Source organism: Spirosoma litoris, from assembly GCF_054776755.1.
On the sequence record NZ_BAAHBI010000010.1, the window covers coordinates 821,453 to 845,686 of the forward strand.

General features: G+C 43.0%; 21 protein-coding genes and 1 other RNA gene. 15 read left to right on the plus strand and 7 right to left on the minus strand.

Annotated elements, in window-relative coordinates:
- Positions 1–189 precede the first annotated feature (189 nt).
- Positions 190–732, minus strand: a complete 543-nt coding sequence (locus ACYVGR_RS09920; protein WP_460956026.1) for a DUF6580 family putative transport protein — start codon at positions 730–732, stop codon at positions 190–192.
- A gap of 217 nt (positions 733–949) precedes the next feature.
- Between ACYVGR_RS09920 and ACYVGR_RS09925 the strand changes: the two genes are divergently transcribed.
- The 4 genes from ACYVGR_RS09925 to ACYVGR_RS09940 all read left to right on the plus strand — a co-directional run bounded on the left by ACYVGR_RS09925 (position 950) and on the right by ACYVGR_RS09940 (position 3,541).
- On the plus strand, positions 950–1,447 hold the full coding sequence (locus ACYVGR_RS09925) for a DUF421 domain-containing protein (RefSeq protein ID WP_460956028.1): 498 nt from the start codon (positions 950–952) through the stop codon (positions 1,445–1,447).
- Between the two features lie 115 nt (positions 1,448–1,562).
- Positions 1,563–1,859, plus strand: coding sequence for an autorepressor SdpR family transcription factor (locus ACYVGR_RS09930; RefSeq protein WP_460956030.1), 297 nt, complete (start codon positions 1,563–1,565; stop codon positions 1,857–1,859).
- A gap of 11 nt (positions 1,860–1,870) precedes the next feature.
- A complete protein-coding gene (locus tag ACYVGR_RS09935; protein WP_460956032.1) occupies positions 1,871–2,533 on the plus strand; it encodes an SdpI family protein in 663 nt (220 codons plus the stop codon).
- Positions 2,534–2,572: 39 nt separating this feature from the next.
- Positions 2,573–3,541, plus strand: a complete 969-nt coding sequence (locus tag ACYVGR_RS09940; RefSeq protein WP_460956034.1) for an alpha/beta hydrolase family protein — start codon at positions 2,573–2,575, stop codon at positions 3,539–3,541.
- A gap of 16 nt (positions 3,542–3,557) precedes the next feature.
- Here ACYVGR_RS09940 and ACYVGR_RS09945 read toward each other — a convergent pair whose 3' ends face one another.
- A complete protein-coding gene (locus tag ACYVGR_RS09945) occupies positions 3,558–4,199 on the minus strand; it encodes a hypothetical protein (RefSeq protein ID WP_460956036.1) in 642 nt (213 codons plus the stop codon).
- 223 nt (positions 4,200–4,422) lie between these two features.
- Here ACYVGR_RS09945 and ssrA point away from each other — a divergent pair.
- The 3 genes from ssrA (at position 4,423) to ACYVGR_RS09960 (ending at position 8,159) form a co-directional block, all read left to right on the plus strand.
- Positions 4,423–4,795: a transfer-messenger RNA gene (ssrA, locus tag ACYVGR_RS09950) on the plus strand.
- 253 nt (positions 4,796–5,048) lie between these two features.
- Entirely contained in the window at positions 5,049–5,921 is an 873-nt protein-coding gene (locus ACYVGR_RS09955; protein ID WP_460956038.1) for a DUF4393 domain-containing protein, read from the plus strand.
- A gap of 153 nt (positions 5,922–6,074) precedes the next feature.
- On the plus strand, positions 6,075–8,159 hold the full coding sequence (locus ACYVGR_RS09960) for a leucine-rich repeat domain-containing protein (protein ID WP_460956040.1): 2,085 nt from the start codon (positions 6,075–6,077) through the stop codon (positions 8,157–8,159).
- Positions 8,160–8,590: 431 nt separating this feature from the next.
- On the opposite strand, the gene ACYVGR_RS09965 is transcribed toward ACYVGR_RS09960, so the two are convergent.
- On the minus strand, positions 8,591–9,784 hold the full coding sequence (locus ACYVGR_RS09965; RefSeq protein WP_460956042.1) for a DUF4249 domain-containing protein: 1,194 nt from the start codon (positions 9,782–9,784) through the stop codon (positions 8,591–8,593).
- 276 nt (positions 9,785–10,060) lie between these two features.
- Between ACYVGR_RS09965 and ACYVGR_RS09970 the strand changes: the two genes are divergently transcribed.
- From ACYVGR_RS09970 to ACYVGR_RS09980, 3 genes are read left to right on the plus strand one after another with little or no spacing between them, the layout of a single operon-like run.
- Positions 10,061–10,846, plus strand: a complete 786-nt coding sequence (locus ACYVGR_RS09970) for a 2Fe-2S iron-sulfur cluster-binding protein (RefSeq protein WP_460956044.1) — start codon at positions 10,061–10,063, stop codon at positions 10,844–10,846.
- Positions 10,847–10,866: 20 nt separating this feature from the next.
- Positions 10,867–11,880: an FAD binding domain-containing protein gene (locus ACYVGR_RS09975; RefSeq protein ID WP_460956046.1), complete on the plus strand. Its 1,014-nt coding sequence runs from the start codon at positions 10,867–10,869 to the stop codon at positions 11,878–11,880.
- A gap of 14 nt (positions 11,881–11,894) precedes the next feature.
- The gene (locus ACYVGR_RS09980; RefSeq protein WP_460956048.1) at positions 11,895–14,021 is read left to right on the plus strand and encodes a xanthine dehydrogenase family protein molybdopterin-binding subunit; all 2,127 of its coding nucleotides are present in this window, start codon (positions 11,895–11,897) and stop codon (positions 14,019–14,021) included.
- A gap of 74 nt (positions 14,022–14,095) precedes the next feature.
- On the opposite strand, the gene ACYVGR_RS09985 is transcribed toward ACYVGR_RS09980, so the two are convergent.
- Positions 14,096–14,257 carry a hypothetical protein gene (locus ACYVGR_RS09985; protein ID WP_460956050.1) on the minus strand — a complete coding sequence of 54 codons (162 nt, stop codon included), beginning with the start codon at positions 14,255–14,257 and terminating at the stop codon, positions 14,096–14,098.
- Positions 14,258–14,778: 521 nt separating this feature from the next.
- Between ACYVGR_RS09985 and ACYVGR_RS09990 the strand changes: the two genes are divergently transcribed.
- From ACYVGR_RS09990 to ACYVGR_RS10010, 5 genes are all read left to right on the plus strand, one after another.
- Positions 14,779–15,261, plus strand: coding sequence for a hypothetical protein (locus ACYVGR_RS09990; protein WP_460956052.1), 483 nt, complete (start codon positions 14,779–14,781; stop codon positions 15,259–15,261).
- A 230-nt stretch (positions 15,262–15,491) separates the two neighbouring features.
- Positions 15,492–16,118, plus strand: a complete 627-nt coding sequence (locus tag ACYVGR_RS09995) for an AlbA family DNA-binding domain-containing protein (RefSeq protein ID WP_460956054.1) — start codon at positions 15,492–15,494, stop codon at positions 16,116–16,118.
- A 24-nt stretch (positions 16,119–16,142) separates the two neighbouring features.
- Complete coding sequence (gene hemF / locus ACYVGR_RS10000; protein ID WP_460956092.1) at positions 16,143–17,054, plus strand: oxygen-dependent coproporphyrinogen oxidase; 912 nt, start codon at positions 16,143–16,145, stop codon at positions 17,052–17,054.
- Positions 17,055–17,250: 196 nt separating this feature from the next.
- Positions 17,251–17,535: an osmoprotectant transporter permease gene (locus ACYVGR_RS10005; protein WP_460956056.1), complete on the plus strand. Its 285-nt coding sequence runs from the start codon at positions 17,251–17,253 to the stop codon at positions 17,533–17,535.
- 1,362 nt (positions 17,536–18,897) lie between these two features.
- Entirely contained in the window at positions 18,898–19,374 is a 477-nt protein-coding gene (locus ACYVGR_RS10010; RefSeq protein WP_460956058.1) for an FKBP-type peptidyl-prolyl cis-trans isomerase, read from the plus strand.
- Between the two features lie 424 nt (positions 19,375–19,798).
- Here the strand turns inward: ACYVGR_RS10010 and ACYVGR_RS10015 are convergent, their stop codons facing one another.
- The 3 genes from ACYVGR_RS10015 to ACYVGR_RS10025 all read right to left on the minus strand — a co-directional run bounded on the left by ACYVGR_RS10015 (position 19,799) and on the right by ACYVGR_RS10025 (position 23,465).
- Entirely contained in the window at positions 19,799–20,050 is a 252-nt protein-coding gene (locus tag ACYVGR_RS10015; RefSeq protein WP_460956060.1) for a hypothetical protein, read from the minus strand.
- Positions 20,051–20,626: 576 nt separating this feature from the next.
- A complete protein-coding gene (locus ACYVGR_RS10020) occupies positions 20,627–21,028 on the minus strand; it encodes a LytR/AlgR family response regulator transcription factor (protein ID WP_460956061.1) in 402 nt (133 codons plus the stop codon).
- A gap of 2,260 nt (positions 21,029–23,288) precedes the next feature.
- Positions 23,289–23,465 carry a hypothetical protein gene (locus ACYVGR_RS10025; protein WP_460956063.1) on the minus strand — a complete coding sequence of 59 codons (177 nt, stop codon included), beginning with the start codon at positions 23,463–23,465 and terminating at the stop codon, positions 23,289–23,291.
- Between the last annotated feature and the right edge of the window lie 769 nt (positions 23,466–24,234).

Consider the following 24,234-nt stretch of genomic DNA (forward strand, 5'->3'; position numbering starts at 1 on the left):
ACTAGATTCTAGGGGATTCTATAGATTCTTTGGATTCTATTGTGCTGATAATCAAAGACGATAGAATCCAAAGAATCTGTAGAGACTAAATTGGACGAGTACTAGGCTTAGGGGTAAACATAAAACGAGAGCAGCTCAATCAGAACTGCTCTCGTTTTGTTCTTATGGTATGATTGAAAATCTGCCCAATTAGGCGCGTGCTGGGCGAAGCACCATGAAGCGTTGTTTAAGCAGGTAATAACCGCCAAACAAGAGGCCACTAAAAAATAGATCACCCATAACGCCATTTAAGAAAAAAGAAGTGCCGTTATAAAAAGCTAGACCAGCCGCATAGCATGTCATCAGGCCAGCCGCTGTTTGTGGGTAATAGGAGCTACCGTACCAAACGGCGAAGTTGGTAACCAGAAAAAATAAAATCGACGATGTGAGCGAGGCAATAGCAATCCGACCAGCCGTTGGACGCTGTAAAGCCCACAAACCCAGCAACCAGGTCAAACCAAAGCTGATATATACAGCGCCCATGCCGCTATGAAAACCAATCAGCGCATCGCTCAAGAGCATGGCCGCAAATGGAGCTACTAAACCGATCCACTTACGTTCAAAAGTAGCTGCACCAAATAAAGCCAGAGCCGCTACAGGCGTGAAATTCGGCCAGTGGGGTACCAGGCGGAACAAAGCTGTAGCAAGCACTAAGGTCGAAAGGGTAAGTAAGCGAATTTGGAGTGGCTTCATGGTAAAATCAGCGGTTAATAGATTGACTCGTGTATAACAGTGCCCTAGGCAGAATCGGTTCAACTAAGGCGATAACCTGGGAAATGTACGTATGTATGGCAAAGGTAACTCCATAAATAGATACAGCCAAGCCCATTTGTATCGGAACAAAGATGAAACCCACCAAACTACTAATGCTGAAATGAGTTCATAGGAGCGTATTAGCCATCTCTACCTTATGTTTAGTTTACTCCTTGCCACGATTGATTGGGATAAAATGTTTACGCCTTCGATGTCTCTTTGGGAAATAGGGGTTCGGGGTACGATTACGTATTGGTTCTGCTTTGCCTACATTCGGTTTTTTAGGCGCGGAGCCGGTCAGCTGGGTATCAGCGATTTATTGCTGATTACGCTTATTTCAGATGCATCGCAGAATTCAATGGCGGGAGAGTACACCTCTGTTACAGAAGGTTTTGTTTTGGTGGGCATTCTGGTTTTCTGGGATTATGCCATTAACTGGCTTGGGTATCGGTCGGTTTTCTTTAGTAAGATAGGGGAGCCCGAACCTGTTCTGCTCATTAAAAATGGAGTCATGCAGCGCCAGAATATGAAAAAAGAGTTGATTACCCCTACCGAACTAACCGGCATGTTACGCGAACAGGGAGTCGATGATATGGCCAACGTAAAAGCATGTTATATTGAAGGGAGTGGAAATATCAGCGTTATTTCCAAATAGATTCCATTCATCCTGAATATCGACCATTCATCCCTAAAAATAGATTTTTCTTAATAATTAGATAGTTGTCTAAATAATTAATTAGATATTTGTCTAACAGTTTAATCATATAGCGATGAATAACCTTTTTAAGGCCTTAAACGATCCCACCCGTCGGCAGATACTGGACCTGCTGCGGGAGGGAGATCTGAACGCTGGCGACATTGCCGAGCGATTCGATATGACGAAGCCCAGTATTTCGCACCACCTCGATTTGTTACGTCAGGCTGGGTTAGTCGAAGCCACCAAGCAAGGGCAGTTTGTCAATTACTCGCTGAATACGACCGTTCTTGACGAGCTGCTGGCCTGGCTGATGAGCTTTCAAAGCTCAGAAAAAGCAACAACTGAGAAAATTCCTGAACAGAATAACTAAACCGATTAAGCATGAAACCCAATTCAACACCGACTGAACTGTTGATGATTGCCATTATGTTGGCACCATTGGCGTATATGGGCATTATCTGGAATGAATTGCCCGCCGAAATAAGCATTCATTATGATTTGAAAGGAAATCCGAATGACTGGCAACGGAAAGAAACCGCTGCTTTATTGCTAGGATGTATCTCGTTATTTCTTTACCTGACGCTTCGATTTTTGCCTGCTCTCGATCCTAAAGGCCAATTGCAGAGCGCGAACTATCAAAAATTACGCTTTGCCGTTACGCTCCTGTTTGCCGCTATTATGGGCTGGTTATTTTACATAGCTGGCCACCCAACAGAAGGTAAGGCGACAACGGAAGTTATTCTGGCATTGGTTGGATTGCTGATTGCAGGTATGGGAAATTACATGACTACCATAAAACCCAACTGGTTTGTGGGCATTCGCACTCCCTGGACACTAGAAAGTGATACTGTCTGGCGTAAAACACACCGACTGGGTGGCTGGCTAATGGTAGGAGGTGGCCTGTTAAGTGTCGTATTGGCATTGGGGTTGCCCTTACCTTATAAAGTAGGGGTCGTGATGAGCGTTTTTTTCTTGATTACCCTGATTCCGGTTGTCTATTCTTACATACTGCACAAACAGGAAAAAGAGCATCAACTCAACTGATTCTATCATACCCATTGGTTCAATTAAATTCTCTCACTTATGAATCGTCTGTTTTTAGCTACGCTATTTCTGATAGCTAGTTGCCGCATTGCCCTGGCTCAAACCGAAGAGCCAATTCACTACAAAATAACGGAGCCCGCTGGTGCCGATCTCACGCTCGATGGGACATTGACAGTGCCTGACAAGGCAGACAAAGGTGTACCCGTGGTGCTATTGATTGCGGGTTCTGGACCGACAGATCGTGATTGCAACAGTACCTATGGGTTTAAATCGAATGCCTTTAAAATGCTGGCCGACAGTTTGGTTCGGCAGGGGATTGCCGTAGCTCGCTATGATAAGCGCTACTCGGGTACTAATTTGAAAGCTGCCGTTGCTGCGGTTGGCAGCGACAAACATCGGTTTGATTATTACGTAAGTGATGCCGTTGGATTTATTCAGCAGTTACAGGCCGACAAGCGGTTTTCGAAAGTGATTGTAGCTGGGCACTCTGAAGGGTCACTGGTAGGTATGCTGGCGGCAAGGCAGACAAAAGCGGATAAATATATTTCCATTGCAGGCGCGGGACAGAATATTGCCGATGTCATGAAGGTACAGTTTCAAACGGCGCTTCCCGATACGCTCCGTTCATTGGCAACGGTCATACTGGACTCACTGAAGGAAGGGTACACCGTTAAACGGGTAAATCCTTTTTTAGCGACTATGTTCAACGCTAAAATGCAACCCGGTCTGATTTCCTGGATGAAGTATGACCCGGCTGTCGAGATCAAAAAGTACGTTGGACCAGTCTTGATAATTAATGGGAAGCACGATATTCAGGTTGCTACTAGTGAGGCCGAACGATTAAAAGCGGCTCGCCCTGATGCCACTCTGGTGCTCATTGATCGAATGAACCACCTGCTGAAGAATGCCCCTCTGGATCGGGCCGCGAATTTAGAAACGTATAATCAACCCCATTTACCACTAACGCCTGGTTTAGTCGAAACTATTGCGCGATTTGTGAAAAAGTAGGAGTAAGGTACAACGCTTAATTGGCCGAGTAATGTTGCAAATACGCGATCAGGCGTTCAAAATGCACTTGTTCGTACGGATTTTGGGTCAGCCGGAGCAGTAATTGCCGATAGGTGTCTACTAAGTCGTCGAAGTATGGATTATGATTTAATCGGGCGGCAATCAGGCCTTTATAGCAACGATGCGTCTGATTATACACATACGTACAGGGCTGATTGGGCTGTTCGTTCAACAACTGATCAATTGTAGACAGAATAGAGGCCGAATCCAGAAAATTAAAGCCGTATTTATTGAAGAACAATTCAATTTTTCCGCAAACATTGGTAAGCGCTTCTCCCGAGTGAATCCTGTACCGAGGAAACTGAGCGCCACTAAAGCGATTAATCGACAATAGAAATGTATTGGCATCGAGCCGACAATCGGGCTGATTATTCAGGAATTGTTGCGCAATTTGTTCAACCTGCTCATTCCGGCAACCAAAATTTACGTCCAGCATAGTATCATCGACATAAAACACCGATGATAAAATGATATTTTGAAATCCGCCGGTACTGATTCGTCGAAACTGTTTTTTTTCAGGCAACAGCGCAAACTCATGCTCCGCAAAAAACGGAGTCAGGTGCTGATAGAGGTTCGTTTCGAAAGGAGTAATGGTCATCTTAGGAGGGGAATCAAGGTAAAGATTAGGCTATATCTATATAACTACTAGAATTGGACTAAGTTGATAAATTTTCCTGAAATAATGTAATTTAAATGACCTTATGGCCCCAAACGTAGTAAATGCACGGATTGGCGAACTAAACGAGCCGATAGTAAGTTAACCAGAACACATATCGAAAGAAAAGCTGGTTATAGAGTCTTTTTTGAGATATGGTCAATATGGGGGCGACTGGAATTGACAGCTTGCTGAGGTCGCGTGTAAGCATGCCGGGAGTTGACGGTATTTCCCGCCCAAACAAATCGTCAAAACAATAACTGGCGAATATAACTACGCCATGGCTGCTTAATCCGGAGGATTAAACAATAGCCATTGTCTCCCCGGCCTACGTGCTGCTGGCTGGATCAGGAGGCATCGACTCGCAGCGCTGGTCTGGATAATGGTGTTGACAACAGACGAGACAAAAGCACCTACGGATGAAGCTTGGTCTGGTACACACCGGGCCGATTCCCGACAATCCCAAGTGTACATAAGCATGTAGAAAGCGCGTTGGTTTCCTTGACTGGACGAGGGTTCAAATCCCTCCGTCTCCACAAAAAGGACAAAAAGCCCGAAATCATCTTGATTTTGGGCTTTTTGTATTAATACTATTGGGTATCTAATTTTTAGGGCAATAATAATTAATTTGCGAAGCGCTTATCTTCTGCTATTTCTAATTTAGATGACTCTACCTTCGCTGTTTTTTGTTGAAGAAGTTGCTGTAAATCTGGCAGTAACTGATTGAAATTAAAGCTCATGGTCTAGACAAATTAACTATCCACAATATTATACCTAAAACAATCTGCTTAAATGGATACCCCTGAAAACCTTGGTGGTGCACTGGCAAAAAAAATTACGGAAAGTGAGAGTTTACTGCTTGAAATTTACAAAGACCTCGCGCAACCCGGCGTAAAAAAGGTGGGGATGGCCTTGGAAACGGTTTTTGACTTCGCATCGCTTCCCCTTATGCCGTTTAAGTATGGTACTATGGCAGTCCGGCTTAATATGGAGAATAAATTCGAACGGTATCGGAAAAAGCTAGAAGCCGTCCCAGTAGAAAAAATCGCCGTAGTTCCACCCGAAATCGGGGTGCCAATAATGGAAAGTCTTACGCATACTACGAATGAGAACCTGTCTGAGCTGTTTTTAAATCTACTCGCCAAAGCATCTCATGTAGATACCGCAGGCGAAGCGCATCCTGCTTTTATTTCGATAATAAAGGAGTTGGCTGTCGATGAGGCTAAGATTTTGCAGTTGCTAAATAACAATAATGTGTTGCCATACTGCAACCTTGAGGTTTCAATTAATGATGCAGGAAATACTGCAGACCTTTCACGATACCTTACTTTGACTAATGCTATTAAACTCGATTTTCCAACAAATACAGAGGCTTATTACTCTCATTTGATAGCGAAAGGAATCATTCAGGATTTTGAACAAAGATTGATAAATCAGCAGCCCGTTTACGAGGCTATTAAGCAGGAGTACCAAGAATTATATGAAGTCTGGGAAAAAGGAATTAAGAATAATCCTTCAGCTGAAGGCTGGAAATTAAGCTGGACTACAGCTCATTTTAAAGTAACTGATTTTGGTAGGGTATTTATGAAAGCCTGTTTACCACCACCAATTGAAGTGAAAGTTACAAGATGGACGGAAGGGGAAATGCCTGAGGAGTTGAGCTAGAATAGTAGACATAGCCGTTAAGTAATCAGATACTTAGTAGTCAGTAGGCTCTTGGGCATTAGGTAGATTGTTATCGGTGGTGTTGATATTCAGTCTGTTAGGGAAATTTGAGATATTGTTCAATTGATAGAAATTAAACACCCCTAAATTATTATGAATGATTCAGCATGGGTTCGAATCGAAGCAACCATTGCAAACAAATCGGCTTTTCTTGATTTAGATGGAATAGGATTATTAGCATTGGAACTACCTGTTGATAAACTTAAAAGTATTGAGATTTTAAATTTAAGAAATAATGCGCTCACAACTTTACCTGAAAACATTCATAAATTATCTAATCTTAAACAGATATTGCTAGATGGTAACGAGATTAGTGAATTACCCAACTCATTTTGTAGATTACCGTCTATAACCAATATTTCTTTAAGAGGAAATGATCTAGTTTATTTGCCTGAAAATATTGGGAAACTAAAAAAATTAAATCAATTTATTTTAAGTGAAAATCAGTTAAGTACTTTACCGGATAGTATCTGTGAGCTTATTTATTTAACATCTATTGATTTAAGTGATAACAGGTTAATAGGGCTTCCAGATGATTTTGGCAATATAAAATATTTAAATAATCTTAATCTTAATCGTAATCAGCTAGTTGAACTTCCAGAATCAATAGGAGATTTTGAATTTTTATTGAATTTAAATCTGAGTGAAAATAATATCTATAAGTTACCTGGCACGTTTACCAATCTTAAACGAATTAATGATTTAGACTTGTCAGGAAATCGACTTAAATACTTGCCTGAGGATATAGGCAATATGTTGTCTATCAGGGATTTGCAGTTAAATTTTAATGAAATTATAAGTTTGCCAGAAAGTATTTCAGAAATGAAAAATCTGTCAAATCTAGGAATAAGTAACAATAGGATTGAATATTTGCCAAATGGAATTGGTTCAATGAGGTCATTATCTAGAGTTAATTTAAGTTTTAACAAATTAAAGAAATTACCTAATGATTTTTGGCTTTCTAGAAGGTGGTTTTTTTTAAATGTGAGTCATAATAAATTAGAAAATTTGCCCGATTCAATTGGTAAGTACAGTTCTTTTCGTGAATTGGATTTAAGTTACAATAAGCTTACTGGCTTACCTTCAAGTTTTGTCAATCTAAAAAAGCTTGTTAGTTTAAACATAAGGAATAACAAACTTGAAGAATTTCCAGATGTGCTTAGTGACTTGAATAGCGATAGGCTTATGCTCGACTACCGAGAAAATCCTTTCTTAGAACGGGCACTAATGCGCTCGCAGAAATTTACAAAAATTTGGAAAGGCACACCCAATCACTTACGGGAACTATTAAAGATCTACCTAAGTGGATTTAACGTATTCTTTGCTCAGAGAACCCATCAACAAATTGAATTTAATGTAAATAATGAGCCAGATGGTTTAGCATTTGAAGTTGTTCCCAACGAAGATACAGACCCTAATCAGGTTGAATCCCTTCTGAATGAGTACTTTGATATTTTAAAAACCAAACTCAAGGAAGGTACAAGGACGGGATTTGTTTATCCCATGTCATCGGATGATCCGGCCAATCTTTTTGCTCAGCTACAGGCAAGTGCTTTTGCGGTGAATGCAACTACCATCAAGCATTCTGTTAAAGGGCACGTTTCCGATCAGGATGTCATTATTGGTGTAAGTAAGAGCGTTGATGATATGCAAGTGGAATTCCATACAGCTATTGCAATCAACAATAAGTTGAATCGTGAACTACAGGAATATAAAATAGCTCATTCTCATCTTATAGGTAAATCGGTAGCACAACAGGAGGAAATTGAAGCCCGCCGTTTAGAGTCCCAATCCAGGGCCAGTTTGCCTACTACTATTAACATTCAACAGCAAGTATTAATTAAACAAGAAATCGGAAATGATTTTGCCAAATTAAGGGAGCTTCTTTTCCCACTTCTTAGTGAATATCAACGCCAAGAAGGGGCATCTTTACAAAGCGAACTTGATAAAGCAAGTGAGAAACCAACCTTAGTCCCTGAAGAAAAAAAATCTCTGGGTAAGAAGATCAAACGGTGGGTTGAAGGAGCGAAGGAAGCTGTCAAAGTAGGCAAGGAAGCAGGCGAGGTAGGAGGAGAGGTAATCAAATACTGGGACAAGCTAAAAGATTTTGCTGAAAGTGTTCTTAATGATCCAGACTTAGTAGAAACCATTCAGCAGGCAGTAGACGGGTTGGCATAAAAATCCAGTGGCAAAAAAAGGCAATTATTAACCAAGGGTAGAAAATAAAAAGTGCGCTTTCAAGCTAATCAGGCTATATTTATACCAGCTATTCAAATCCATCCAATAGAAATGAATGCGCTTCACTGTGACCGTTGTGGTTTTGATATTGTTATACCAGAGCTGAGTACTGATCAGAAAGCTAATTTGTCACTTCTGTACAGAGAAGGAAAAAGTTTGGCTGTAGTGGAGCAACTACGAAAAATCAGCAAGTTGAGCCTTTCTCAAGCCAAAGCTGTACTACTTCATATAACACCCACACCGGGTCATTGCCATCGATGCAATTTTAGTGCCTTACTGGAAGGGAGCAGCTTATGCCCAAACTGTAAATCCGTAAATCTGAACTGGTAAGATTGATATAGCCTTTACGTATATAAGTAAGTCGAATAACCTTACTCTAACCAGCCAACCGGTTTGTTAGGTGTACGGCCATCACTTGGCACACAGGTCGCCGTCGGGTAATCCTTGGAGCCATACCCCCCCTTGTTAAAAGGTTGTGAGGGCGGGCGGTTATTCAAGGCGATAAATAGGCCCGGTGGGATACCTGTCGCGTCACGTCGGTCAATCCAGTCCAGCGAGGTGGCCACTGCCGAGGCCGTAAAATAGCCAATCACGCTTTCATGTTCATTGGCCAGATTGCGCACGTTACCCACTAACGCGGTGGGAGGAGTAGCGGCCACACCCCCGTTGTTTTGGGTTTGCTCCTCCACCGTTCGGTAGTACTGGTAGGCTCCCCTCGTGAGCGAGGATTGGCGAAGCTGCACCAAACAGGCGTTCTGCTGATAAAACGGAATCTGGGCCACTGAGCGGCCCAAAATCAGTCCGCCATTGCTGTATACATCGTCGAACACGTTGGTGGTGTAATTGTGCAAAATCTCCCAGCATTGGGTGCGACACTGGTAATCGGAAACATAGTACCCATTATCAAATTTCTGACCATAACAGTCTTCGACCAGAAATGGCGGGGTTGTCAGTGAGTAGATCGCATACTCATTATTCACACACGTTCGGCACCAGTCCTGTTTCTCCCACAACAGCCAGTCCCAGCGGTAATAGTTGTGTTGATCGGCGGGGTCCTGAAAATCAATGGTTATTTCATGTGCTCCCCGGTATTGATTAATGGAGCCATCGCCAAGGATAGCGGGTAAACTCGTGGGATTGAATTTGGTATGGACGCGGTCAATAGGAGGGACCGTGGCCATCACTTCGGTTGTGGACTGATAGTGTGTACCATCCTTGAGGGTAAAGCGCAGTTGGTACGCGTGACCCGGTTGGGCCCGAAAGCCCGCTGGAGAGCGGTAGGCCCCAGCTGTGTCGGTTTCAGCGAAAACGAGTACCTGAGCAGAATCAACCAGAACCTCCACCCGGGCACCCGTGATGGGCAAACTGCCAAAGCGGCCAGTTAGCGAGTCGGACTTAGAGCGATTAATGTGAATCTTTTGATCCTCATTGAGATTGGTCAGCGTAGCGTCAACCACAATCACATTGACCCGCTGGCTCATGGGAGTCTCCAGCATATCTACGCAGGCGGTCGGCAAGATGAGCATCGTCAGAACAACGAGCAGAAAAAGACTAGTAGCGCGCATAAACAGGTTGGAGTGGAGTAGGTAATAGGTAAAATACAGTGAGTTGTGTGTTCTACTTTACGACTTCCAGGCCTCAATTAGTACAAGCAACCTGGCTGGTCAGCAGCACGTCCAAAGCGCCCGTCAACTAACTGTATTCAATCTGTTTGGTGAGTAGGCGTTTCCAATCCTAACAATCAGTTCTACTACGTGGTTAACCCTCTGTTCGTCGTGATGATACATACATAATACGGCTGGCAAGGGATTGCGAACAATCAATTAATGATGAAGTAAGGTATGATGGACGAAAACGAATCATCGGAATTGACGGAGGACGAAAAGCGGTTGTTTGCTGATCTGATGCCCGAAGACCTCAGCGAAATTCTCGATACGGGTGTCAACCGGCGGCATTTCCTCAAATTAATGACACTGGCGGGTGGCGGCATTCTGGCAGCCCAATCGGCAGTGGCCGAACAATTAATGACCCGGCCCTTTACCGAAGCTGCTCCAGCGGACTATGCATTGGAGAGTCTTGAAAATGGGATGAACGTTTCGTTCAAGGTCAATGGTACGGCCCGGAAACTAACGGTCGATTCCCGGATGACATTACTCGATACCCTGCGGGAACGACTTGATCTGACGGGCTCCAAAAAAGGGTGTGATCATGGTCAGTGTGGCGCCTGCACGGTCATCGTAAATGGTCACCGGGTGTTGTCGTGCCTGACGTTAGCTGCGAGTTGCGAAGGAAAAACGGTGCAGACGATTGAAGGACTGGCGCAGGGTAATTCGCTCCACCCCGTGCAGGAGGCTTTTCTGAAACACGACGGATTCCAGTGCGGCTTCTGTACACCCGGCCAGATTTGCTCGGCGGTGGCGATGCTCGATGAAGCGAAAAAAGGTCATCTGAGCTACGTTAGCGAGACTATACGTCAGCCTGCGGGGCCAGCAAAGCTTTCCAATGAAGAGATTCGGGAACGCATGTCCGGAAATATTTGCCGGTGTGGCGCCTACCCCAATATTGTTGCTGCCATTCAGGAGGTTCATAGTGGCAAGCCTGTCGAACAGGTTTTTCGTTCGGTTTAATTCGTTAGCAACTGTATCTTATGAGACCGTTTACCTACAGCCGAGCTACCGACCCTTCGTCGGCGATCAAAATGCTGGCCCAGAACCCAACCGCCAAATTTCTTGCGGGCGGTACCAATCTACTCGACCTGATGAAGGAGGACGTTGAACGACCGGGCGCCCTCATCGACATTTCCGAGCTAGGTTTAACTGATATTAAGCCACTAACCACCGGAACGAACCAGGGCGGTATTTCACTAGGTGGCCTAAGCAAAAACACCGATACGGCAAACCACCCGCTGGTCCGGCAGAACTACCCCTTGCTCACGCAGGCCATCCTGGCGGGTGCATCGGGACAACTGCGGAACATGGCGACCAATGGTGGGAATCTGCTGCAACGAACCCGCTGTCCGTACTTCTACGATGTGGCTATGCCCTGCAATAAACGTGAACCGGGAACCGGTTGTGGTGCCCGCGAAGGCATAAACCGGATGCACGCCATCTTTGGCTGGTCGGAGCAATGCGTAGCCGTCTATCCATCCGATATGGCCGTTGCCCTGTCAGCATTGGATGCAGTGGTTAAGGTTCGTAATGCCAATGGGCAGGAACGGTCGATTCCGCTAGGCGATTTTCACCGGCTCCCAGGCGATAAACCAGAGCAGGACACCAACTTACCGCCTGGCGAACTGATTACGGCCATCGAACTGCCGAAGAACCGATTTGCCGAAAAGTCGTACTACCTCAAAGTCCGCGACCGAGCTTCGTATGCCTTTGCGCTCGTATCGGTCGCAGCTGCTTTGGAGATGAATGGAGCGAGCAACCGAATTAAAGCCGTCCGTATTGCGATGGGGGGCGTTGCCCACAAACCCTGGCGAGCGTTGAAAGCCGAGCAGCTACTGGTTGGCAAAGAAGCCACCGAAGCCAATTTCAAGCTGGCTGCTACCGCCGAAATGGCTGATGCCAAACCGCTGGCACACAATGCATTTAAAGTTGAATTGGGTAATCGAAGCATCGTTCTGGCCTTGCAGATGGCCATGAACGGCGGTAAAGCGTAAGCGCAACACATCCCATGAAGGAAACAACGAAAACAATTGGCACACCCATCAGTCGGATTGACGGAATTGCCAAGGTAACGGGCAAGGCCGCTTATTCGATGGATCATCCGGTCAAGAACCCAGCCTATGCGATTCTGTTTAAAAGCACCATTGCCGCCGGGACGATTCAGAACATCGACACCAAAGCCGCAGAGAAAGCCCCTGGCGTGCTGGCCGTAATTACCCATCAGAATGCGCCAAAACTGAACGTTAAAGGTGGTTTGCGCGGAGGAGCACTCCTCCAAAGTCCCGAGATCGAATTTTTTGGTCAGAACATCGGCATCGTGGTGGCTGAAACCTTCGAACAGGCCCGCTATGCATCGCGGCTGATCCATGTCACGTACGATAAAAAAGAGCCTAAGGTCGATTTCGATAAACTGGCTAGTCAGGCCCGCATGCCAAAGGATAAAGAGAAAGCGGACGCCAAACGGGGAGATGCCAAAGCCGCACTCAGTCAGGCGACGATTAAAGTGGAGGAAGTGTACGAAACACCCATTGAACACCACCATCCGCTGGAACCTCATGCTGCTATTGCCGAATGGAATGGCGACAAAGTGACGCTGTATAGTAGTGCTCAAATCGTGAATGGAGCGCAAAGTGCAGCAGCCGCTACGTTGAATCTGAAGCCCGAACAGGTGCGTATCGTATCGCCGTATATTGGGGGAGGGTTTGGTTCGAAAGGCGGGCAATGGGCCAATCTGGCGCTGACGGCTGTAGCAGCCAAACAGGTGAATCGACCCGTCAAGCTAGCCCTGACCCGCCAGCAGATGGTTAATTCGGTGGGTTTACGGCAACACAATCAGCAGAAAGTAAGCCTGGCCGCTACAGCTGATGGAAAACTGACAGCACTGGCTCATGAGATTACGACCCACTGTGCCATCAACGACGAGTTTGTTGAGCCTTGTGGCGACTGCTCAAAAATCATGTACGACACGCCTAACTCACTCATTACATATCGGGTGGTGCCCATGAACCTGATTCTGCCGACCTATGCGCGCGGTCCCGGCAAATCGACGGGCAGCTTTGCGCTCGAATCGGCGATGGACGAGTTGGCGTACAAGCTGAAAATGGACCCGATTGCGTTTCGGATCAAAAACGAACCCGAACGCGACCCCTCGAATGGCAAGCCCTGGTCGTCGCGCGCAACGGTGCAGTGCCTGCAGGAAGGTGCCAAAGCCTTTGGGTGGGAAAAGCGAAACCTTGAACCACGTCAGAACCAGCAGGGTAATTACTGGATTGGGTATGGGGTTGCGGCCGGAACGTATCCCGCTCACCAGCGCCCGACCTCAGCTTCGGTGAAGCTGAAACGCACAGGCGATGAGGTGGTTGCTACTGTTGAACTGGCCGCTGCGGACCTGGGTACTGGAACCTACACCATCCTGACGCAAACGGCTGCCGACGCGCTGGGATTACCTATTCAGCAGGTCAAGGTGAAAATTGGTGACTCAGATCTTCCCCCGGCCGCTGGTTCGGTGGGTTCAGTGGGAGCTGCCAGTTATGCCAATGCCGTGAACGATGCCTGCCGGAAGATTACGGATGAATTAGTGACGAAATCGGGCAAACAATTTTTTGCCCCGCCAACGGCTGCGCAATTAATGCGTTCCGAAAAGCTAACCGACTATCAGGCCCGAGTAGACGCCAAGGCACCTGAAAGTGCTGAGGATTATTCGGCTCATAGCTTCAATGCCAATTTTGCCGAAGTAGCCGTAAATAAATCGACAGGCATGATTCGGGTTAATCGTTTTCTGGCAGTGACCGGAGCAGGGCAGATTCTGAACCCCAAAACCGCCCGCTCGCAGATCATTGGTGGTAACGTCTGGGGCATCGGCATGGCCTTGACCGAAGAGTCAGTTGTGGACCCACGCTGGGGTAATTTCGTTACCCGCTCTTTCGCTGATTATCACGTTCCGGCTAACCTGGACATCGGCCATCTGGACGCTATTTTCATTCGTGAGAATGATACTCATGTTAATACGCTGGGAGTAAAAGGAATTGGCGAAGTGGGTATTGTGGGCGTAGCAGCCGCCGTGGCCAACGCTATCTTCAATGCGACAGGCAAACGGGTACGAGAGCTGCCGATTACGCCAGATAAGGTGCTGTAAGCGATTGAACTTTATTTCGCGTTGTACGCATTTTTAGCCCTGGATTAGCAATCCTAGGGCTATTTTTTTGCCAGTTAAATCTCGTTTCCAACTGTAGCGAGCTTCGCTTGGGCAAAGTAGGCTATTATTTTATAGACGATTTTCTCAAGCCAAAAATCAGGAATTTCAACTGCTTTCTGTTTGGCAATGATGGTAAAAGTGCTACCAGTAAAGCCCGCCGAGTTAGTATAAAACATACGTTGGAAAAAATAATCAATTCAAGAACTTACTAAGTCGATGCGAGAATTAATAAGGTCTGATAGGTAATTTTCTCTGCGGATTCATGCCTGTTTTAAAAATAGCTCAGCTGCGTTTTTCTAGTCTTCATCGTGGTGAAAGATCCGCCTTTAGCTGTCCTATTTACAGGTTTGTTTTATAAAATGGAGAAAATTGGGCACTAAAAATGGCTGGTCAGTCTAAGAATGTATCGAAAAAAGTCTGCTTAAAATGGAAATATAATTTGACGATCAATTGTGAATTGGGGTGGAATCCACAAAATTATTTTCTTAATTTATCGCGATGGTTAACAAAATTAATGAGTAGGTATTCACTATTTGTTAATCACGTAATTTATTCAGGCACATACAACTTGCAGAGAATCCTGAAAAAGGTTTATAAATTGAAAATAATAAGTATTGTCAATAAACTTGGCTTTTTCGTAATAAGACTTACTATATTTGCGCTTGAGGAACTCCGTTAACGATAACTAAATTGTCGAATGAAAGCAAAACAAATTCGCTTCTTTTCTCTTGACGAGAACAGCGAAGCTAAAAAACAAAAAAAGAAAAGTACAGCTAAAGCCGCGCCCGTTACAGGCTATATTTCATCTGCTGGCAAAGTCGTATTCCCCGACAAATCGATTGCTCAATTAGGTCTTGATCCATCAAATAACCTATTTCAGGTAGGAACCCAGGAAGGCAAACGTAAAATAAAGTCGCTCTACTTAATTCCTAGCACAAGCGAAAATCAAGAGGCATTTGAATTAGAAAAAGCGGCTAAAAGCCACAGCATTTCGTTGCCATTCATCCTGCAGAAAGGAGGCATTGACTTTGCGAATGTAAAATATACGTTCACTGTCAAGCCTTTCGACTACGATAATGATGTTGTTGGTTATGAATTGAAGTTAACAAACGATATCCCAAAACCTGAATATACAGGAAAACCACGGGGCCGTAAACGTTTGACTCCTGCCGCTGAATAAGATTTTTGTAAACATAAATTGGGAAACCAATTAGCAATACAGACGAAAAAAGCGGACACATCGTCCGCTTTTTTCGTCTTAGCCATTTATCAAATTAGGGATTAAAAACAATCTCTTAGAGCTAGAATCCATATCATTTTCGCCGGTTAGAATCCAATTATAGCAGCGCTTAATTTTATTTTAATCTGCTCAAAAAACAAACAACAGACTATGAACAAAGTTTCCTGATTATGACCCGCGATCAACTCGATAACCTTATTTTACAGGGAGAACATACCCGTTTAGAATTCAAACGTCAATTGTCATCACCGGATCGAATTGCCCGCACACTAGCTGCTTTTGCGAACACATCAGGGGGAATTTTATTAATTGGAGTGGCTGATAATGGCAAAATTGTGGGCGTCACATCTGAGTTTCGGGAGATTGAAAAGATTGAATATGCAACCAATAAACTCATTGAGCCTGAGCTAAGTATTAGCTACGAAACAATAGCGCCTGATGGTCGACTGGTTTTAGTTATCAGTGTTACCGAGAGTGATGAAAAACCTCATTACGTACTGGATGACTCCGGAAAACGCACCATTTATGTACGGGCGAAAGATAAATCCGTTCCCACGAGTAAATTGATTATTACGCCAGATATGGCTAATCGTGAACTGCTCAAATCGCCAATGGCCAGGACGCTGATCCAATATCTACGGAAAAATGACCACATCACAGCCGATAAATTCGCTAAGCTCATTAATATCTCCGATTACCGGGCTGGTAAATTGTTGCGCCAACTTGCTGAGCGTGGCTTGCTGATTTTGATCGATAAACCCAGGCCGGTTCGTTATGCACTTAAACTGGCAGAGTAATCAAATCGTATCTTTGCCCTTATGATGACCTCGGAGCAAGAAATTACAAAAGAGATAATTACTGATTTTTTTAAGAGTTTACAGGATCGCATCTGTCAATCGCTTGAAGAAGCCGATGGGGCAGGGCGATTTCGTGAAGATAATTGGGAGCGCCCTGGTGGTGGTGGAGGACGTTCTCGGACAATAACGGGAGGCAATGTTATTGAAAAAGGGGGCGTTGGATTTTCAGCTGTTTATGGTGAAGCGACAGAAGCTACTTTACGCACGCTGCAACTCACGGAGCCCGCTGATTTTTATGCTACTGGCGTTTCCATCGTATTGCATCCGCGTAGCCCCATGGTTCCTATTATTCACATGAATGTTCGGTATTTTGAGATGAGTACCGGTCACTGCTGGTTTGGTGGTGGTATCGACCTTACACCCCATTATGTAGTCGAAGAAGATGCTCGCTGGTTTCATCAACAGCTTAAAAACGTCTGTAACGATCATGACGCAGGTTATTACGATAAATTTAAAGCCTGGGCTGATGATTATTTTTACATTCCTCATCGTCAGGAAACGAGAGGAATTGGCGGCATTTTCTTTGATTATCTCAAACCGACAGATGCTACGCACAAAACTGACTTGTTCTCCTTTGTACAGGGTGTAGGTAATTCTTTTGCGCCTATATACACCCATTTTATGAAACAGAATCGCGATTTGCCATTTGATGAGCACGAAAAAAACTGGCAGTTATTACGTCGGGGCCGATACGTTGAATTTAATCTGGTATGGGATCGGGGCACTAAGTTTGGCCTCGAAACAAATGGCCGTACGGAGTCAATTTTAATGAGCATGCCCCCGCAAGCCAATTGGATTTACGATTTCAAACCAGAGGCAGGTAGCAAAGAAGAGCAGACAGTACAATTTCTTAAAAAAGGGATTAGTTGGCTTTAAACTGGTATAGGATTTTCACTTTTTATCGACCTTTACCAGCGGTGAGATAGAGCCAGGTAACTGAGTCTGTTGGCTGTTTGCTCTGTCCCTGCTAACGCTTTATGATCTACTGTTCGAGAATCCAGGTGATGGTTTCCCGAACAGTATCTAGTTGTTCTGAAAATAGTGCTTTATTGACTCAAAACAACTTAAGTGTATGAATCTCTTCTGGATTTTATGGGCGATTGATGCGTTGATTGCTCTGGTATTTTTCTACTTCTTTTTTGTTGGTATCGCCGACGGTAGTGTATCGTCGTTCAATGGAGCTTTGTGGTTTTTTATACTGGCTGCGTTAGGGGCGGTTCTGGGAGGTAGTTATTGGTTATATACGCATCAGCATATAACAGGAGCTAAAATTTTGCTGGCTGTATTGGCTGTACCTGGCTTATTATGTGGTCTTTTCTTTTTGATACTTATCCTGACTAATCCTCGCTGGAACTAGAAAATCTTGTACGTGCGATTAGTAAACTGTTGCAGGCAGTAACAGATAATACACCCTGTTGCGGATTTTGGTGAATTTTTTCGGACAAATAGCCTCAGCCAAGAGAATGGTTAATCCATTTACGTATACCTATATGGCGGATGGCTTGCCGCGAGAATAGACTGATATAGCTATAAAAGCTTAAGGAAGAGATCAATTGCTCAAGTAAAAGGCAAATCAATAGGTAGCCTGATCAGATAAGCGTTAGTAAGAGCAAACGCTGACAAATAACAGAAGTCAAGTCTCGGTGAGGGATAGCCTAAAGTATAAAGTGCATAATCCCAGCCCAGCAGGCCATAGAAAAAGCCAGCATACCTAACCAAATAGCAGCACTAATAATGTTAGAATAAGTAATGCGTATACGAACAGTCATGATAAAGTAAGATCGATATCATGAGATAGAAGCAATTCTAATGCCAACAACCTTGGTTTAGCTAATAATACCTAGTTATATACGCCAGAAGACACCTTGGTAGGGAGTTAATTTATTGATAATCAATGTATAAGTTGCTTGTCCTCACTTTCAGGAAAAGTGAAAAATAAAGAAATCATGATTAAAAACAGCTTCAATGGCCTGCTAAACGCGCGAAGATCTTTTATTTTCAGTCGAAGGATAGGCTCAGTATCGGGCGTGGCGAATAAGATGTCTACTGAATGGATATAAAAGACGTATGTTAGAAAACAGGCTTATTGGTTGAATTAAGCACGGATGTGTAAGAGCAGAGGGGTATGTACGATCTATATAGTTAATGGCAGGCTGGATGATCAAACAACCTGTACGGACCAATTTTTTTCGATCTTTCCTGACGTGACGTTTATAGCTACTCAAGGTGAGTACTCGAAAAAGCCAGCCGCCAAATCCATTCCATAATGAACCAGAACAACTAACCGGTACTGAGTAACAATAACGGCTTACAGACACGTGTGGGTACATTTTTTTTATAATCATGGCAGTAATAGCACCAGAGAATTAGTGTATTTACGCCAAAGATTATCCGTTTGGATTGACCGAAGAATAAATAGGGAAGAACTTAGAAAAGAAGCCGGATAATAACACTCCAGAACAGGAGCGAAATGCCCAGCATACTTAACCAGATGAACACCTTGGGCAGGTTAAGCGATGTAATGCAAAATCGAAAAGCCATAGCAGTATATGTCCAATTCTATAACAAACGAAAAATACGATGAGTTGGCTTTAGAATTAATCGAATGGTATTCTGTGGGACAATATAAAGCCATTTTGTAAAAAAAGTTAGCTTAAAAGAACGTTAAACGATTAATTCTGGGACCATTAAAAATAAATTGCCGATTGGGCGTCTCTTGATGAAAAAAATTAAAATTGCGTTGCTTGTTTTGTCTGTACTGGGTAGTAACTGCCAATCAGCTGATAAGCAACCTTGTACTCAAACAGCTGTTGACACAAAAGCACCTCTGGAAGAGTCTACAGCTTTAAAGCAATATATTGAGGGGAATAAAATTTCGGCCAAAGCCGATACCCGTGGATTTTATTATAGTATCCAGAAGTCAGGCTCGGGGAGTAAACCAACCATTTGCGATAATGTGACGGTTAATTATACAGGTACGTTAACCAATGGGAAAGTATTTGATAGTGGAGAGGGAATAAGCTTTGGACTAAACCAGCTTATCCTTGGTTGGCAGGAAGGTATCCCTTTGGTGGCACCTGGGGGCAGCATTACGCTCTATTTACCCCCAAGTCTGGCCTATGGTTCTCAGGAACAGAATGATATTCCTGCTAATTCCATACTGATCTTTAAAATTGATCTGATTGGAATCAATTAACAAATGCTTTGACAATTTAGATTCTAGAGATTCTTTCGATTCTAATTGATCGTTTAGATATTGATTAGCAATAGAATCCGATAGAATCAATATAATCTACTTTGGTAAAGCACTAGTGTGCTTCTCCTGTTGCTATTGTGTTGATAACCAGTGGATAATATTCAGTCAGAATCAATATAATCTAAAGAAACTAATTTTCATCCATAGGAACATAGCGTGCTTACAGCAATAACACTAAAAGGCCGTAGGCATAAAGCAGGCAAAGAGTGACAGCGAACAGCCAGGTTAAGAAGTTTACTAAATCGAAAGGGGTTGAACGTTGCAGGCGATTCATGGTTCGTTAGGAAGGTAGAAGTTACATATAGTTCTGTAAAAACAGAAATAGGTCTATATCTACTTATCTTAATCCAACCCTAAACGTGGCTTATATAAATTGTTCTGCCTGGAACTGGTTGAAGTACTCACCTATGGATATGAAATGTACCCCCGGTTGAATAATCTGGCAAACTGATTGAGATTGCTTGGGCCGTCGGTGTAGAGGTGGAGTCAGCGCAAACGAACAGGTGCGGTAATGCCAGCCGCCAAATCCAGACCAGAGCGAGCCAGTTGCACTAACGGGTAGGGTATAACAGTTACGACCAGGGCCGAATTTGAAAATTTTAGGATAGAATCTCATGGAATGTAAGCTTATAGGTGGAAGAGGAGGGAAACTACACCCACTAAACAGATAAGGCTAATTCCTAAAACAACCGACCAGGTAATCGTCTTAACAAGATCAAGAGAACCTAAACAAAAGCGACTCGTAACCATACAGTAATGATTGGTGAACAGTGAAAATTCAATTATGGGTATGGATTAGATTCGCTTTACTTACGATAAATCGCAGCAGTCAGATTTTAAGACAAAAAAAAAATTGTAAAGTCACATTTTGGTAAGAATATCTTGTGTCTTGCCTAAGAAGAGTAGAATAGGCTAGGAGAAGCGGTAAGGAATAACTTTGTTGTAGCACCAAGAGAGGGATGCTAGGTGCTAAGCGATAAATTGCCAATTGGGCTGGATGCCCACTAACGGGCTAGCCTTAAGGGTTTACTGGAGTGAGAACGGGAAATGCGTTACAAAGAGACACTATATTATGCCGACTTTATGTTCCTTGACAATCACTGCCAATTGGTCGAAATTATAGGCAGCAAGTAGTTGAGCAGCTACAATTGTAGCTGCGATGATGAAAAGTTACTGCCAACTCGCCTTTGGCCTAGGCCAGCTTAGCTTGGGGCGAAATATACGTACTCCAATCGGGTTGAATCTGGTAAGACCCCGCGTAAATGTTTTTAGGTAGGTCGATACCTAATTGATCGATAACCGAACTGATTCGCCTTCTGCTAATAGGTAAGCGGGCTCCGTTACGTATAATCAAATGAGCAACAATAGAAGAAACCACAATACAGCTATGAATATGCAACGGATTAATCAGATGGGCCTTATGAATACGAATGAAATGGGGCCACCGATCGTTGTACCATTTTAAAGTTCTGCTTGATAAAATAGCTTTACCATTGATCAAGTGAACATAGCAGTAGTTAACATCCCCAGTTAAATAAAGAACTTGAGTTGGGTCGAACTTATGCTGAAGTTGAGCAGCAGCTAATCGCTTCATAACATAAATGGCTTAAGTGGATGGTAAACTTTTTACAAAGAGATTAATACGGAGTGGATAAAAATGAACTAGAACTCAAGTACTCAAATAAAATTCAAACTATTAATTTATAGGTATTAAATTTTTGTAATTCAGCGTGTTATAACTTGTTAGCTCACTAGGGATGGCTAAATAAATGTCAAATTAGATACAATTAATAAGAAATGTAATTCATGTTTAAGTTACCGTTTACTTAAAACATTCAATATTAAGTATCGTGTTGCGAATATAATAAACATTAGGAAATAGAAAAGAAAGTAGTTAGGGAAATTGAAGTAATTTATGGGACACCTAACGTTACTTAGCTAGTCTGGTGACTTTCTGCTAAGCGTATCAATTCCTGTAGGTAAGTGTAAGGCCGCGGAGAGAGTTGAGTAAATTCCGGGCAATATAATTATAGCCCTATCTTATAAAGTAGGAGAGGCCCAAAACTCAGCAGGATAACCAGGGCTAGACTAGATGATTGCTGAAAAAGTAATCATGAAATTGCCCATAACAAAAGTGCTCCAGCACTAAGAATGAGCAGTAGAATAAGCAATACACCAATAAACTGCACAAAGTCAAATTTGGGAAACTTCATTCGGTAATGGATTCTGTGAATAATCTCCTTACCAACAGTAGCATGATTAACCCAGCTATGACTAACACCAGCACCCAAGTGACTGCATTGAGCCACGAATTTTTATTGTCAGACATATCCAAAGTCGTAAAGTTGGCAGGATAACGAATATCCTATTATACGTAACAACTCGCCCTTTGGTTGCCTGAATAGAAAAAAAATAGGATGCAGATAATATTTAGTTGTAGAAAGATTAGGCAGATTTAAAGGATACAACAATCCCTACGATTGTAGAGATTAGGGAAGAGAGAAACGCAAGCACGGCCCAAAGGGTATTATGTTGATATAGGAAAAAAACACTACCCATAAACGAGAACAGACCGGTTAGTAATAATAAAAAAGATAGAGATCGAGCCATCACTTTTTTCATGAATATATATGGATAAGGCTGTATAAAGTAGCCAGGATAGGTTTAACAGTACTAAGTGAAAATAACTAAACAAACGTTTCGTTGATGTATACGATATGGGGCTGAATCGCAAAAGGGGGAAAATAATTGATAAATGCTCAATGGTAAAAATACGTAACTTACTTTAAGCAGATAATGATCGTAGCGATTCAAACAAACTTATATGATAATAACGCTTTCGGCAGGATGTACACTGGTAAGCCTTACTAGGAATTAGCTTCATTAGCTTAGGCCGAGCTACCCGATCAGGGTGCTCATCTCCACAAATGGGGCAAGTTTTAGAAAAACGAAATGTTTTATAAACGTAAATCAGGAACAGGATAGAGGCAATACTAGCGACGGCGATGAAAGTTATGTATTTGAGTTGCATGTTAATAGGGAGTTACTTGGCGAATTAGCTTATTAACTACAATATTATCAAGCATACTATTTGTATAACTATGAAGACTGAAACTGAATCCTTTCAAAATTCTATCTTTTGCCAAATTTTAACGTATTTGATAATATCCGACAACCGATTTGTTTTATTAGTTTACGGTAGAAATAAACATGTTATCATTGATCTGCCAGCAACTGCTGACAAACTAAGCCCTCTATGATCTACGTCAACTTATCAATAACGGTCTGCCCTATATGTCAGAACCAGAGAGTAGAGATCAGGAGGCTAGTTGGTGAAAAAATCATTAAAAAGCCCTAATAGACAATTGTCTGTTAGGGCTTTTTAATGATTATAGGTCAGTAATTCTTTAGAAAATAAGCCTCAAAAGTTCTTCAGCTACCAGCCAGAAAAGCGAGGTGGCAATGAAAAGTACAAGTGTCCAGGGACCAGGAATAGGTAGTGATCTGCGATTCATTACGGTAGGTATTTATGCTTAGATGCAGAGATGCTAAAAAAGTCACAATACCTATCTAGTTGGTGGCAAGAATTGTAATATTTATCACAACTTTAAAATAACGCCCACAAAATATAAGTGGCTAGTAAAGCGCTGATGATAAATACGCTTAGCCAAGTAATCGCATTAACTGCCTTAAACAAAGAAGGACGTGGCATACGAAAAATATATAGATAAGAGCCCGTAAAAACACCTATAAGTTTGCAACCATAACGGTTGTACTGCGACACTTATATTGCTTTTAAGACAATAAATAACTGAAATAGTTATAATTTTTGCAAGCGTATAACCAGAAAGTTATCAGGCCGATTTTGTTGAGAGGAAAATAGCAAGCCCTGTGCAGCTAATGGCAGAACCAAAGGAGAGTAAGGCAGTAGATAGTTTGCTCTGATAAAGAGCGAAGCCTGCCAGAAACAAAAGGACTATGGCAGCTAGCAAAAAAAGTAGACTTAATAAGCGTAAGAAGCTTTTTTGCATGGTGTAAACAGCAATTAACTTTATGTTCTGGAACTAGCGATTAACGGTTGAGTTTAGACTAGCCCATCTGAATTTATTAATTGGTGTAATAAATCCAGCGCCACATAACGGGTAAATTATTTTTTTTGACAACGTATTTTCTGAAAATCCCGATCAGTGATCACTGATCGGGACACCCAGTTTGTTTACTAATTAGGCGCGAAAAGGATGTTGGTGGCTTTGCCATCCTAGTTGATAAAATCGTTTTCCGCAGGCTGAGCACTGGTAAGCCTTACATGGAATTAATTTCATCACCTTAGAACGGGCTTTTCGGTCTGGATGTGGATTTCCGCAAAGCGGGCAGTCCGGTTTCAGACGGAAAGTTCGAAATAGATAAAGAAGGAAGAGGCCGAAAGCGAGACTGCCTCCGCCAAGGAAAATAAGTTTGAGTGTCATGAGTTAGAGGGAGTTTGCTGTTTGGAATGACAGAGTTAAAAAAAGTCACGTAAAAACAGAACCGTAGAATCACAATCTCAAACACTAATTTATTAATCGGCTAATCGGTGTAATTGTCTGATTTTAAAGCCTCAAGGTCACTACCAGAATCGGCCAGCTAAAGGGCTGGTCCTCTACGTTATCTACCGATTATATACCCATCAGGCTGGACCTGAAGCTCATAAGACTACTACATTGATGGTTCTTTTTTCTACTGACCCACTCCACAAATTTTGGATCAAGGTCAAAAGTTGTGGAGCATCTTGAATTAAGCATATAACTGGGTGAGCCGATA